This is a genomic window from Micromonospora sp. NPDC005298, from assembly GCF_040607375.1.
Classification (GTDB): Bacteria; Actinomycetota; Actinomycetes; order Mycobacteriales; family Micromonosporaceae; genus Micromonospora.
Genome location: NZ_JBEXGP010000002.1, coordinates 892,394 through 906,142 on the forward strand (window position 1 = coordinate 892,394; position 13,749 = coordinate 906,142).

Genomic DNA, 13,749 nt, shown 5'->3' on the forward strand with positions numbered 1-13,749 from the left:
TCACGTCATAGGGTGTGGACATGCGATTCGACCAGCACACGGTCGTCCTCCTGGTCCGACCGCCGGACCCACCGGAGCTGCCCCAGGACGCGATCGACCGGCTGCGGGACGCCCACCTGGCGCACCAGGCCGGGCTCGTGGAGCAGGGTCTCGTGCTCGCCGCCGGGCCGTTCCTGCACGCCGACGACGACCGGTTGCGGGGCTTCGTCGTGCTCTCCATCGCCCCGGACGAGGCCCGCACGCTGCTCGCCAACGACCCGGCCGTACGGGCCGGACGGTTGACCGCGCAGGTGACGAGCTGGCTGGTCCCGGAGGGCAACGTGCGGTTCGAGGGCGTGCCGGTGCCCCGGTCGATGCTGGAGGCGGCGGCGGGCGACTGATCCGCTTGCCTCAGCCCTCGGCTCCGCTGACGTCAGCCCTCGGCGGGCCGGGGTGTCGGCAGCGGGCCGCCGACGGCCGCCTCCGGCGTCAGGTCGCCGATCGGCGTCACCTGGGGCGCGTCCACCGGTCCGACGATCACCCGTAGGCCGGGGAAGCTGTCGCGCAGCACCCGCTGGCACGGATCGCACGGCACCACGATCTCGCGGCCACGATCCCCCACCACGACCATCGTCTCCAGGTCGGTGACGCCCTGGGTCGCGGCGGCGCCCACGGCCACCATCTCGGCGCACGCCCCGCCACCGTCGTGGTGGACGTTCACCCCGCTGAAGACCCGACCGTCGGTAGTACGTGCGGCGGCGGCACGGGTGTGCCGAGGGCTGCGGCAGCGCAGCTTGGCGACCGCCGTGGCCGCCTGCACCAGCGCCCGGTCGGTGTCACGCATCGTCACTGTCGGCCCCGGTTGCTCGTCGTCGTCCGATCCTGGTCGGGTCGGCTGCGGTCGCGGTACGCCCGCATCTTGGCCCGGCTTCCGCAGATGCTCATCGTGCACCAGCGGCTGCGCCCGGCCGGACTGTGGTCGTAGTAGACCCAGCGGCACCCGTGCGCGGCGCACGCCTTCAGTCGTGGCCAGGTGCCGTCGGCCTCGGCGAGGAGGACGGTACAACCCACCCGGGCGGTGAGCGCGGCGGCCCGGGTCAGTCCGGGACGGGGTGCCGGGCGGCACCGCCCGGCGCTGTCGATCTCGACGGTCAGCGGCGCGTCCCGGAACAGTTCGGCAAGTGCGGTGAGGGTGTCCGGCGGCACATCCACCCCGGCGTGAGCCTGACAGGCGTCCCGCACCGACTCGCGCAGGCGGCGCACCACCGCCAGGTCCTGCGCGCTGGCGGCCGAGGCCGGTACGCCGTGCGCGGCGCAGAAGGCGACGAGGTCGGCGACGGTGACCAGCGTGTCGCGTCCCGCCTCGATGTCGAGGGTGTTGACGAGGTCCTGCACGAGGGCGAGCGGACCCGGGGCGGGTTCACGGTCGCCGGGCTGTCGCATGCGCCGACATTACCCGTGTGGCAGCATCACCGGTAACTGTTACCAGAAGGAGGCATCTATATGGTTACGCTGCTCCGCGGGGTGCTCCGCCGTAACCGCGACTTCCGCTGGTTCTGGGCCGGCCACACGGCGTCGGTGGTCGGCTCCCAGGTGACCGCGGTGGCGTTGCCCCTGCTGGCATCGCTGACGCTGGACGCGGGCGCGGCCGGCGTGGCAGTCGTCGCCACCGCGTCGTACCTGCCGAATCTGCTGCTCCCCCTGCTGATCGGTCACTGGTTGGAGCGGCGTCGGCGGCGACCGGTGATGATCGGCGCGGACGTCGTGCGGGCCGGCACGTTGGCCGTGGTGCCGGTGGCGTACCTCCTGGGCTTCCTCTCGGTGCCACTGCTGGTGGTGGTCGCCCTGGTCGTCGGCGTGGCAAGCGTGGTGTTCGAGATCGGCAGCTTCGCGTACGTGCCATCGCTGGTGGACGACACCGACCTGGCCGGCGCGAACCGGGCCACGCAGGGCTCGACCACGGCTGCCCAGGTGGCCGGGCCGGGGCTCGCCGGCGGTCTCACCCAGCTCGCCGGGCCACCGCTTGCCGTCGCCCTGGACGCGGTGAGCTACCTGGCCAGCGCGCTGGGTGTGGCCGCCGCGCGACGCGTCGAGCCGGCTCCGCCGCGCGAGGACGCCGCGGGCATCCTCGACGGGCTCCGGGTCATCGCGGTCAACCCGTGGCTGCGGGCGCTGACCACGCACGCCACCATCTACAACGCGGCGTCACAGATCGTCACCGTCAACCTGGTCGTCCTCATGGTCACCGATCGGGGCCTGGGCCCCGGCCTGTTCGGGTTGGCGCTGAGCGCCGCCGGGGCCGGCGCGCTGGTCGGCACGCTCGCGTCGACCCGGCTGGCCGAGCGGCTCGGCTACGGTCGGGCCTTCGCCGCCGCGCTGCTGCTGTCCACCGGCACACCGTTGCTCATCACGGCGCTGCCCGGCTCCGGTGGCGCGCTCGCCGCCGGACTGGCCGGGGTGCAGTTCACCGCGGGCATCGGTCTCGGTGTGGCGAACGTCCTCTCGGTGACCCTGCGCCAGGTCGTCATCCCCCGGGGCAACCTGGCCCGCAGCGGCGGCGGCTACCGCGTGTTGATCTACGGGGCGCTTCCGCTGGGCAGCGCCCTCGGTGGCGTACTGGGACACGCGGCGGGCAGCCGGGTCGGGGTCGCGGTCGGCACCGTCGGGTTCGCCGTCTCGGCCGTACCCATGCTGACCCGGCGGATCCGCGGCCTGCGCACCCCGCAGCAGGCGCGCCCGGCGGACGCCGCGCCGACGGTGACCGCACCGGCGGACGGCCCCCCGACCGCCGTGCGGCGGTAACCCGGGGGCGGTCCGCCGCCGGGCTGCCTATCCTTGGGCACGACATGCAGAATCAAGCCGCCTCCGCCGCGACCGATCCGGTACGCGAACTGCACCGCCGCCTCTCTCCCCTGATGTTCCGCGACCAGCGCCGGCTCCAGCGGCGGCTGGACGGTGCTCGCAAGCTGCGTGACCCGCAGCGCAGGGAGACGGCGCTCGCCGAGATCAGCGCCGACGTGACCCGTGCCGAGCAGCGGATCGCCGACCGGCGCGCGGCCGTACCCGTGATCACGTATCCGGCGGGGTTGCCGGTCAGCGAGCGCAAGGACGACATCGCCAACGCCATCCGTGATCACCAGGTGGTGATCGTGGCGGGTGAGACCGGCTCCGGCAAGACCACCCAGATCCCGAAGATCTGCCTGAATTTGGGGCGCGGGGTGCACGGCCTGATCGGGCACACCCAGCCCCGCCGGCTGGCGGCCCGGACGGTGGCCGACCGGATCGCCGACGAGTTGGGCACCGAGCTGGGTGACGTGGTCGGCTACAAGGTGCGCTTCACCGACCAGGTCAGCGAGCGCAGCCTGGTCAAGCTGATGACCGACGGCATCCTGCTGGCCGAGTTGCAGACCGACCGGATGCTGCGCCAGTACGACACGTTGATCATCGACGAGGCGCACGAGCGCAGCCTGAACATCGACTTCATCCTCGGGTACCTGCGGGAGCTGCTGCCCCGCCGACCCGACCTCAAGGTGATCATCACGTCGGCGACCATCGAGACCGACCGGTTCGCCAGGCACTTCGCCGGGCCGCCCACGGCCGACGAGCCGCAGGGCGTACCCGCACCGGTGGTGGAGGTGTCCGGGCGGACGTACCCGGTTGAGGTGCGCTACCGGCCACTGGTCGAGGTCGCCGAGGGCGAGGAGGACGGCGACGGGGACGAGGAGAACGTCCGCGACCAGATCCAGGCGATCGGGGACGCCGTCGAGGAGCTGGCCGCCGAGGGGCCCGGGGACATCCTGGTCTTCCTCAGCGGGGAACGGGAGATCCGGGACACCGCCGACGCCCTGGGCAAGCTGGTGCAGTCCAAGCGCTCCCTGCTGGGCACCGAGATCCTGCCCCTGTACGCCCGGCTCTCCAGCGCCGAGCAGCACCGCGTCTTCGCCGCGCACTCGTCGCGCCGGGTGGTGCTCGCCACGAACGTCGCGGAGACCTCGCTGACCGTACCCGGTATCAAGTACGTGGTGGACCCGGGCACGGCCCGCATCTCCCGCTACTCCAGCCGGCTCAAGGTGCAGCGGCTGCCCATCGAGCCGGTTTCGCAGGCGTCGGCCAACCAGCGCAAGGGCCGCTGCGGCCGCACCTCGGACGGCATCTGCATCCGCCTCTACGACGAGCAGGACTTCCTGTCCCGCCCCGAGTTCACCGACCCGGAGATCCTGCGCACCAACCTGGCGTCGGTCATCCTCCAGATGACGGCGATCGGGCTCGGCGACCTCGCCGCGTTCCCGTTCATCGACCCACCGGACAAGCGCAACATCACCGACGGCGTCAACCTGCTGCACGAGCTGGGCGCACTGGACCCGACCGAGGCGGACCCGGCGAAGCGGCTCACCGCGCTGGGCCGGCGGCTGGCCCAGCTCCCGGTCGACCCGCGCCTGGCCCGGATGGTGGTCGAGGGCGAACGCAACGGCTGCGCCACCGAGGTGCTGGTGATCGCCGCCGCGCTCTCCATCCAGGACCCGCGCGAGCGGCCGGCGGAGAAGCAGGCCCAGGCCGACCAGGCGCACGCCCGGTTCGCCGACAAGGAATCCGACTTCGTCGCGTACCTCAACCTGTGGCGGTACCTGCGCGAGCAGCAGCGGGAGCTGTCCTCCAGCGCCTTCCGCCGGATGTGCAAGGCGGAGTACCTGAACTACCTGCGGATCCGCGAGTGGCAGGACATCGTCAGCCAACTGCGCCAGGTGCTGCGTACCCCGGCCGAGAATGACCGGCGTGGTGGGCGGCCCGAGCACGACACCTCGGGCGACGCGGACGCCGGCCGGGGTCGCCGCGGCGGCGCGGACCTGCCCGAGGAGATCGACACCCCGAAGGTGCACCAGTCGCTGCTGCCCGGCCTGCTGTCGCACATCGGGCTCAAGGACGCCCAGAAACACGAGTACCTGGGTGCCCGGGGGGCGAAGTTCGCGCTGTTCCCCGGCTCGGCGCTGTTCAAGAAGCCGCCGCGCTGGGTGATGGCCGCCGAACTGGTGGAGACCTCCCGGCTGTGGGGCCGCATCGCCGGCCGGGTCGAGCCGGAGTGGGTCGAACCGCTCGCCCAGCACCTGGTCAAGCGCAGCTACAGCGAGCCGCACTGGGAGAAGAAGCAGGCCGCGGTGATGGCCTACGAGAAGGTCACCCTGTACGGCGTTCCGCTGGTCAGCGCCCGGAAGGTCAACTTCGGACGGATCGACCCGACGCTGAGCCGGGAGCTGTTCATCAGGCACGCCCTCGTCGAGGGCGACTGGCAGACCCACCACCAGTTCTGGGCCGACAACAAGCGGCTGCTCGCCGACATCGAGGAGCTGGAGAGTCGCGCCCGACGCCGGGACATCCTGGTCGACGACGAGACCATCTTCGGCTTCTACGACCAGCGGATCCCCGCCGACGTGGTCTCCGGCCGGCACTTCGACTCATGGTGGAAGAAGACCCGCCGGGACCAGCCCGACCTGCTCACGTTCACCCGCGACCTGCTGGTCAACGACGGCCGGGCCGGCGTGGACGAGGACGACTACCCGGACGAGTGGCAGGCCGACGGGGTGAGCCTGCCGCTGACGTACCGGTTCGAGCCGGGCACACCCACCGACGGCGTCACAGTCGACATCCCGCTGCCGCTGCTCAACCAGGTGCCGGCCGAGAGCTTCGACTGGCAGGTGCCGGGGCTGCGCGAGGAGACCGTGATCGCGCTGATCCGCTCCCTGCCCAAGGCGATCCGCCGCAACTTCGTGCCGGTACCGGACTTCGCCCGGGCCGCCCTGGCGGCGATCACCCCGGGCCGGGAGCCGCTGCTTGACGCGCTCACCCGCGAGCTGCGCCGGATGACCGGGGTCACCGTGCCCCGGAACGCCTGGGAGCCGGCCAAGCTCCCCGCGCACCTGCGGGTCACCTTCCGGGTGCTGGGCGACGACGAGAAGCCGGTCGCCGAGGGCAAGGACCTGCCGACCCTGCAACGCCAGCTCCGCCAGGAGGTACGCCAGGTGGTGGCGGCCGCCGCACCGGAGGTGGCCCGTACCGGGCTGCGCGAGTGGAGCATCGGCACCCTGCCTCGCACCATCGAGCAGGTCCGCGCCGGGTACGCGGTGACCGCCTACCCGGCACTGGTCGACGAGGGCTCGACGGTCGGGGTGAAGGTGTTCGACTCCCCCGCCGAGGCGGAGGCCTCCCACTGGGCGGGCACCCGCCGACTGCTGCGGCTCACCGTGCCGTCCCCGGCGCGGTTCCTCCAGGGTCGGCTGAGCAACGAGGCGAAGCTGGCGCTGAGCCGCAACCCGCACGGCGGCGTGCAGGAGCTGATCGAGGACGCGGCGGGCGCGGCCATCGACCGGTTGATCGACGCCGCCGGTGGGCCGGCGTGGGACGCCGACGGGTTCGCGGCGCTGCGCGAGAAGGTCCGCGCCGACCTCGTCGACACGGTGGTCGAGGTGATGGACCGGGTCCGCAAGGTCCTCGCCGCCGCGTACGCCGTCGAGCAGCGCCTCGGCGCCACCCGCAACCTCGCCGTGGTGGCCGCCCTGGCCGACATCCGCAACCAGCTCGCCGGGCTGGTGCACGCCGGGTTCATCACCGAGACCGGGTACGCGCGCCTGCCCGACCTGCTGCGCTACCTCACCGCCATCGAACGTCGGCTGGACCGCCTCGGCGGCAACCCGCAACGTGACCGCCAACAGCAGGACCGCGTCGCCGTCGTCCAGAAGGAGTACGCGGATCTGCTCGCCGCGCTGCCGCCGGCGCGTCGGCAGGAGGCCGCCGTGCGGCAGATCCGCTGGATGATCGAGGAGTTGCGGGTGAACGTGTTCGCGCAGGCGCTGGGCACCCCGTACCCGGTCTCGGAGCAGCGCATCTACCGGGCGATGGACGAGGCCGAGGGCCGGTGATCCGGCCCGACCGGGTCGGGTCGCGGGCCGGTCAGTGCGCCTGGACGGACAGCGCGCGGCTGGCCGGGACGCCCCGCACCGCGCTGGTCAGCGCCTCGCCCCGGGGCTCGGCGATGGTCGGCGCCCACCAGGCGCGGTTCTCCCGGTACCAGTGGAAGACCTCGGTCAGTCCGTCCTCGAACCGGATCTGCGGCTCGAAGCCGAGCTCCTCGGAGATCTTGCGGTAGTCCAGCGAGTAGCGCTGGTCCTGGACCTTGCGGTCCGGCACGTGCCGGACCCGCTCCCAGCCCGCGCCGGCCAACCGCAGGATCCGCTCGGTGAGGGCCCGGTTGGTCAGCTCGACGTCGCCGCCGATGTTGTAGACCTCGCCGGCGCGGCCCTTGGCCAGGACCAGCGCGATGGCCCGGCAGTGGTCGTCCACGTGCAGCCACTCGCGCACCGCGCCGCCGTCGCCGTGCAGGGTGATGTCCTGCCCGGAGAGCAGGCTGGTGACGAACCGGGGAATGACCTTCTCCACGTTCTGATAGGGCCCGTAGTTGTTGGCGCAGCGGGTGATGGAGACGTCCACGTCGTACGTGCGCCAGTAGGAGCGCACCACGTGGTCGCTTGCCGCCTTCGAGGCCGCGTACGGGGAGTTGGGTTCCAGGACGCAGCTCTCGGTCCAGGAGCCCTCGCTGATCGAGCCGTACACCTCGTCGGTGGAGACGTGCACGACCCGGCCGACACCGCCGCCCGCGCAGGCGGCCAGCAGGTGGTGCGAGCCCATCACGTTGGTCTCGAAGAACGGCGCCGGGTCGTCGATGGACCGGTCGACGTGCGACTCGGCCGCGAAGTGCACCACCGCGTCGTGCCCGGGCACCACGTCGGCGAGCAGCTGACGGTCGCAGATGTCCCCGCGGATGAACGTCAGGCGGGGGTGCGTGGCTGGCAGGTTGGCCCGATCACTGGCGTAGGTCAGCTTGTCGATCACCGTGACGTCGCAGTGCTCGAACCCGACGTAGCGTCCGGCGAGCAGGCTGCGCGCGAAGTGCGAACCGATGAAGCCAGCGCCGCCGGTAACCAGGATCCTCATGTGTGGCCTCCGTGCCGGGGGAACGCCCACCGGTGAGCTCTGCTGAGTCGAATGGGGCTTTTGCCCCGTGCAAGAACCCACCTTAGGTGACCACCATCAACACCGACAGTGATACCGCAGCCTTAAGGACGAATTAACCCACCGGGTCGGTTATCGGGGCGATCAGCGCGGATCCACGCCCGGGGGAAGGTCGTCGCGCTCGATGGCCGACTGGACGTAGTCGAGCAGGATCCGCCGGAGCTCCCGGCCGGCATGGGTCGGCACGATGTCCCGGCGCCGGGCCACCGCGATGGTCCGGCGCACCCCCGGCGGGGCGAGCGGGGTGATCCGGACCCCCGGACGTCGGGCCAGCACGATGCCGGGCACCAACGCGATTCCGAGCCCGGCCTCGACGAAGCTGAGCACCGCGTCCATCTCGCCGCCGTCCACCGCGAAGGTCGGCTCGAAGCCCGCCTCGCGGCACGCCTGGATGGTGGCGTCGCGCAGGTCGTACCCCTCCCGGAACATCACCATCGGCTGGTCGCGCAGGTCGGTGATGTGCAGCTCCCCGGTCGCCGAGGCGGTCGGCACCTCCCCCACCGAGGCCACCACGAGGCTCTCGCGCAGGATCGGGTCGACGCGCAGCCCGGGGTCGGCGCCCTGGGCGGGCATGATGATCAGGGCCAGGTCGAGGTCGCCGCGCAGCAGGTTGCGCACCAGGTCCTGGGAGCCGCCCTCCTCGACCCGTAGGTCGACCGTCGGGTGGGCGTCCCGGAAGCGGCGCAGCACCGGCGGGGCGAGCGAGGTGGCCAGGCTCGGGGTGGCGCCGAGGCGTACGCGTCCCCGCCGCAGACCGACCAGCTCCTGCACCTCCCGGGTGGCGGTCTCCACGTCGGCGAGGATCCGGGTGGCCAGCGGCAGCAGCACCTCGCCCGCCGCGGTGAGGGTGATGTTGCCCCGTACCCGTTCGAAGAGCGGGGCACCGAGGTCGGTCTCCAGAGCGTGAATTTGCTTACTGAGAGAAGGCTGAGTGATGCCAACCAGGTCGGCGGCTTGGGTGAAATGTCGTACTTCGGCCACCGCGACGAAGTACCGAAGCTGATGGAGCTGCATCTACATAGCTTATGACTATCAACACTGCGAGTTCGATGCATTGGACGACTGATCAAAGTCCTCCTAGCGTCGGTCACGTGGTAATGACGAAAACTCGGTCGCCCATCCGCTCGAACGTCGGTCTCAAGGCCGTCATGGCGGTGACGGGCATTGTGCTGGTGCTGTTCCTGATCGCCCACATGCTCGGGAACCTGAAGGTGTTCACGGGGGAGACCTCGTTCGACCACTACGCGCACTGGCTGCGCGACATCGGCAAGCCCCTGCTGCCCGGCGTCTGGTTCCTGTGGATCCTGCGCACCGTGCTCGTGGTCGCCGTCGTCGCCCACATCTGGGCCGCGACGGTGCTCGCCCTGCGGGCCCGCGCCGCCCGCCCGGTCAAGTACGCCCACCGCAAGAAGGTCCGGGGCAGCTACGCCGCCCGCACCATGCGCTGGGGTGGCGTGATCATCCTGCTGTTCGTGATCTACCACCTCCTGGACCTGACCACCGGCACGCTCAACCCGGTCGGCGACCCCAGCAACCCGTACGGCAACGTCGTCGCGGACTTCGCGCCCGAACGCTGGTACGTCACGCTCTTCTACACGCTCGCCATCGTCGCGGTGGGCTTCCACCTGCGCCACGGCGCGTTCAGCGCGTTCCGCAGCCTCGGCCAGCAGACGCCACGCGGGGAGCGCCGGGCGCGCATCGCCGCGCTCGTCCTCGCCGTGGGGCTGTGCGCCGGATACCTGGTGGTCCCGTTCGCCGTTCTCACCGGATTGGTGTCCTGACATGGAACTCTTCACCGAGGGCGACCCGATCGCCGACACGAAGGCTCCCACCGGCCCGATCGAGAAGCGCTGGGAGACCCGACGCTTCGAGGCCAAGCTCGTCAACCCCGCCAACCGCCGCAAGATGACAGTCATCGTCGTCGGCACCGGCCTGGCCGGCGGCTCCGCCGCGGCGACCCTGGCCGAGCAGGGCTACCACGTCAAGTCCTACTGCTACCAGGACAGCCCGCGCCGGGCGCACTCCATCGCCGCGCAGGGCGGCATCAACGCCGCGAAGAACTACCGCAACGACGGCGACTCGGTGCACCGGCTGTTCTACGACACCGTCAAGGGCGGCGACTTCCGGTCCCGGGAGTCGAACGTGCACCGCCTGGCCGAGGTGTCCGTCAACATCATCGACCAGTGCGTCGCCCAGGGTGTCCCGTTCGCCCGCGAGTACGGCGGCCTGCTGGACACCCGCTCCTTCGGCGGCGCCCAGGTGCAGCGCACCTTCTACGCCCGGGGCCAGACGGGCCAGCAGCTCCTGCTCGGCGCGTACCAGGCCCTGGAGCGGCAGATCGGCCTCGGCAACGTCGAGATGAACACCCGGCACGAGATGCTGGAACTGGTCATCGTCGACGGCAAGGCCCGCGGCATCGTCGTGCGGGACCTGGTCACCGGCGAGATCAGCACCGAGATGGCCGACGCCGTCGTGCTCGCCTCCGGCGGTTACGGCAACGTCTTCTACCTCTCGACGAACGCCAAGGGCTGCAACGTCACCGCCACCTGGCGGGCGCACCGCAAGGGCGCGTACTTCGCCAACCCCTGCTACACGCAGATCCACCCGACCTGCATCCCGGTCTCCGGCGACCACCAGTCGAAGCTGACCCTGATGAGCGAGTCGCTGCGCAACGACGGCCGGGTCTGGGTACCGAAGACCAAGGGTGACGACCGCAGCCCGAAGGACATCCCGGAGAACGAGCGGGACTACTACCTGGAGCGGATCTACCCCTCCTTCGGCAACCTGGTCCCCCGCGACATCGCCTCCCGCGCCGCGAAGAACGTCTGCGACGAGGGTCGGGGTGTCGGTCCGACCAGGCTCGGCGTCTACCTCGACTTCGCCGACGCGATCGACCGCCTGGGCCGCAAGGCCATCGAGGCCAAGTACGGCAACCTCTTCGAGATGTACGAGCGGATCACCGGCGAGGACCCGTACGAGGTCCCGATGCGGATCTACCCCGCCGTGCACTACACGATGGGCGGCCTCTGGGTCGACTACGACCTCCAGTCGAGCATCCCCGGCCTGTTCGTGATCGGCGAGGCGAACTTCTCCGACCACGGCGCGAACCGGCTCGGTGCCTCGGCGCTGATGCAGGGCCTGGCCGACGGCTACTTCGTGCTGCCCACCACCATCGCCAACTACCTGGCCGCCGGCCCCCTGGACAAGGTCGACGCCAGTCACCCGGCGGCGGTCGAGGCGCGTACCGACGTCGAGGACCGGATCCAGCGGCTGCTGGCGGTCAACGGCGACCGGACCGTGGACTCGTTCCACCGGGAGCTGGGCCAGATCATGTGGGAGCACTGCGGCATGGAGCGCAGCGAGGCCGGGCTGCGCAAGGCGATCGACGAGATCCGTGCCCTGCGCGAGCAGTTCTGGCAGCGGGTCAAGGTGTCCGGCACGGGCGAGGAGCTCAACCAGTCGCTGGAGAAGGCCGGCCGGGTGGCCGACTTCTTCGAGCTGGCCGAGCTGATGTGCATCGACGCCCTGCACCGCGAGGAGTCCTGCGGCGGCCACTTCCGGGCCGAGCACCAGACGCCCGACGGTGAGGCGCAGCGTGACGACGACCGGTTCGCGTACGTGGCGGCCTGGGAGTTCACCGCCACCGGCGAGCCCTCGGTGCTGCACAAGGAAGACCTGAAGTTCGAATACGTCCACCCCACGCAGCGGAGTTACAAGTGAACCTGACCCTGCGCATCTGGCGCCAGAAGGGCCCTGAGGACAAGGGTCGGATGGTGACCTACCCGGTCGACGACGTGTCCCCGGACATGTCGTTCCTGGAGATGCTCGACGTTCTCAACGAGCGGCTGATCCTCGACGGCGAGGACCCGGTCGCGTTCGACCACGACTGCCGCGAGGGCATCTGCGGCATGTGCGGCCTGATGATCAACGGGGACGCGCACGGGCCGCAGCGCGGCACCACCGCCTGCCAGCTGCACATGCGGCAGTTCAAGGATGGCGACACGATCGACATCGAGCCGTGGCGGGCCAGCGCCTTCCCGGTCGTCAAGGACCTGGTGGTCAACCGGGGCGCCTTCGACAAGATCATTGCCGCTGGTGGCTACGTCACCGCCCCGACCGGCAGCGCGCCCGAGGCGCACTCCACGCCGGTCGCCAAGGCCAACGCCGACGCCGCCTTCGAGTCGGCGGCCTGCATCGGCTGCGGCGCCTGCGTCGCGGCCTGCCCGAACGGCTCCGGCATGCTCTTCACCGCCGCCAAGCTCACCCAGCTCTCGCTGCTGCCGCAGGGCCAGCCGGAGCGCTACACGCGGGTCATCGGCATGGTCGACGCGCACGACGAGGCCGGCTTCGGTGGCTGCACCAACGCCGGCGAGTGCACGGTGGTCTGCCCGAAGGGCATCCCACTGAACACCATCGGTCGGCTCAACCGCGACTACCTCGCGGCCACCGCGAAGGGCGCCGGCAACACCCCCGGCTCCTGAGCTCCACCGCGCCCGACAGGCCGCCGTACCTTCTCGGGTACGGCGGCCTGTGCGCTGCGGGGGGGTCAGCCGGCGCGCCGCAGCCGCCCCAGCATTCCGCCGAGATCCTGGACGAACAGTTCGTGACGGAAGTAGTGGCCGCCCGGCACCTCCCGCCACTCGTGCGGGATGCCGGCCCGGGCCAACGCGCCGCGGAACTCACGCTGCCCCGCCAGGACCTGGGTCTCGTTGACGGTGTCGAACCAGTTGACCGGGTCGGGTGAGGTGCCGGCGGCCAGGAAGACGCGCTTGTTGCGGTAGCTCTCGATGCGCTGCACCGGGTTGTCGGCGCTGACCCGGGCCTCGTCCCACAGCGGCGCGCCGTAGACCGTGCCGCCGCCGAGGTCGAGAGCCGCGGAGGTGGCGTTGGCCCAGTGGACGACGAGGCCGAAGTCGCGGCGCAGGCTGGCCGGGCCCGAGTGGGCGCTCACCGAGCAGAAGTGACCGTAGTACTTCGCGGCGTACTTGAGAGCGCCGAAGCCGCCCATCGAGAAACCGGCCACCGCGCGGCCGTTGTATTCGGCGAACGTCCGGAAGTTGGCGTCGATCCAGGGCAGCAACTGGTCGATGTGGAAGGTCTCCCAGTTGCGAGGCCCGGTGTTGCTGCTGACCGGGTTGGAGTACCAGCCGGTGGAGGCGTCCGGCATCACGACGATGATCTCCCGGCCGGCGGTGAGGTTGATGATGTTGTCCTGCATGTGGAAGGTGCGGAAATCGGCGTTGCCACCGTGCAGCAGGTAGAGCACCGGGTAGCGCTTGCCGCTGGTGTGGTAGCCGTCCGGCAGCAGCACGTTGACCGCCGGGTCCCACTCGATCGCGTCGGTGGCGAACCGGTAGTACTGCAACCGGCCACCGTTCTCGTTCCGGTCGACGATGCGCAGGCCGTACCCGTTGCCGGCGGCGCTGGCCGAGGCCGGCGCGGAGAAGGCACCGGCGAGGGCGCCGGCCGCGGCGACCCCTGCGGCGCCGGTGAGGAGGCGTCGTCTGCTCACGGGCTGGTGGATGGTCCGGGGGCGGTCCATGGTTGCTCCTGGGGGTCTGTCGGGGTCAGAGGGTGGTTTCGCCGTTGAGGCCGAAGTAGTCGTGCCATTTGTTGCTGGGGGCGAAGGTGGTGCCGGTGGAGAGGGCGACGTAGATGTCGTTTGTGGTGTTTTTGGTGAAGACGATGAGGTCGTCTTTGCCGTCGCCG

Annotated in this window: 11 protein-coding genes; 6 read left to right on the plus strand and 5 right to left on the minus strand. The window is 71.0% G+C overall.

Translation table 11 applies throughout. The annotated features are described in order from the left end of the window. Window positions 1-20 precede the first annotated feature (20 nt). The gene (locus ABZS77_RS08925) at window positions 21-380 is read left to right on the plus strand and encodes a YciI family protein (RefSeq protein ID WP_354819476.1); all 360 of its coding nucleotides are present in this window, start codon (window positions 21-23) and stop codon (window positions 378-380) included. A gap of 32 nt (window positions 381-412) precedes the next feature. Here the strand turns inward: ABZS77_RS08925 and ABZS77_RS08930 are convergent, their stop codons facing one another. Next, on the minus strand, window positions 413-823 hold the full coding sequence (locus tag ABZS77_RS08930) for a cytidine deaminase (RefSeq protein WP_354819479.1): 411 nt from the start codon (window positions 821-823) through the stop codon (window positions 413-415). A gap of 2 nt (window positions 824-825) precedes the next feature. Further along, window positions 826-1,422 (minus strand): CGNR zinc finger domain-containing protein, encoded by a 597-nt coding sequence (locus ABZS77_RS08935; protein WP_354819482.1) that lies wholly within the window; start codon window positions 1,420-1,422, stop codon window positions 826-828. Window positions 1,423-1,482: 60 nt separating this feature from the next. Here ABZS77_RS08935 and ABZS77_RS08940 point away from each other — a divergent pair, with 60 nt between their 5' ends. Continuing rightward, window positions 1,483-2,781 (plus strand): MFS transporter, encoded by a 1,299-nt coding sequence (locus tag ABZS77_RS08940; RefSeq protein ID WP_354819485.1) that lies wholly within the window; start codon window positions 1,483-1,485, stop codon window positions 2,779-2,781. Window positions 2,782-2,825: 44 nt separating this feature from the next. Continuing rightward, window positions 2,826-6,890 (plus strand): ATP-dependent RNA helicase HrpA, encoded by a 4,065-nt coding sequence (hrpA, locus tag ABZS77_RS08945; RefSeq protein ID WP_354819488.1) that lies wholly within the window; start codon window positions 2,826-2,828, stop codon window positions 6,888-6,890. Window positions 6,891-6,921: 31 nt separating this feature from the next. Here hrpA and rfbB read toward each other — a convergent pair whose 3' ends face one another. Both rfbB and ABZS77_RS08955 read right to left on the minus strand, forming a co-directional pair. Further along, window positions 6,922-7,962 (minus strand): dTDP-glucose 4,6-dehydratase, encoded by a 1,041-nt coding sequence (rfbB, locus tag ABZS77_RS08950; RefSeq protein WP_354819491.1) that lies wholly within the window; start codon window positions 7,960-7,962, stop codon window positions 6,922-6,924. A 162-nt stretch (window positions 7,963-8,124) separates the two neighbouring features. Then, entirely contained in the window at window positions 8,125-9,054 is a 930-nt protein-coding gene (locus tag ABZS77_RS08955) for a LysR family transcriptional regulator (RefSeq protein WP_354819494.1), read from the minus strand. 83 nt (window positions 9,055-9,137) lie between these two features. Between ABZS77_RS08955 and ABZS77_RS08960 the strand changes: the two genes are divergently transcribed. The 3 genes from ABZS77_RS08960 to ABZS77_RS08970 are packed head-to-tail and all read left to right on the plus strand — an operon-like array spanning window position 9,138 to window position 12,521. Next, window positions 9,138-9,821, plus strand: a complete 684-nt coding sequence (locus tag ABZS77_RS08960) for a succinate dehydrogenase cytochrome b subunit (RefSeq protein WP_354819497.1) — start codon at window positions 9,138-9,140, stop codon at window positions 9,819-9,821. Between the two features lies 1 nt (window position 9,822). Beyond that, window positions 9,823-11,760 (plus strand): fumarate reductase/succinate dehydrogenase flavoprotein subunit, encoded by a 1,938-nt coding sequence (locus ABZS77_RS08965; RefSeq protein WP_354819499.1) that lies wholly within the window; start codon window positions 9,823-9,825, stop codon window positions 11,758-11,760. Then, on the plus strand, window positions 11,757-12,521 hold the full coding sequence (locus tag ABZS77_RS08970) for a succinate dehydrogenase/fumarate reductase iron-sulfur subunit (protein ID WP_354819502.1): 765 nt from the start codon (window positions 11,757-11,759) through the stop codon (window positions 12,519-12,521). Before ABZS77_RS08965 ends, ABZS77_RS08970 begins: the two co-directional genes overlap by 4 nt. Before the next feature lie 65 nt (window positions 12,522-12,586). Here ABZS77_RS08970 and ABZS77_RS08975 read toward each other — a convergent pair whose 3' ends face one another. Next, window positions 12,587-13,582 carry an esterase family protein gene (locus ABZS77_RS08975; RefSeq protein WP_354819505.1) on the minus strand — a complete coding sequence of 332 codons (996 nt, stop codon included), beginning with the start codon at window positions 13,580-13,582 and terminating at the stop codon, window positions 12,587-12,589. Window positions 13,583-13,749: the final 167 nt, after the last annotated feature.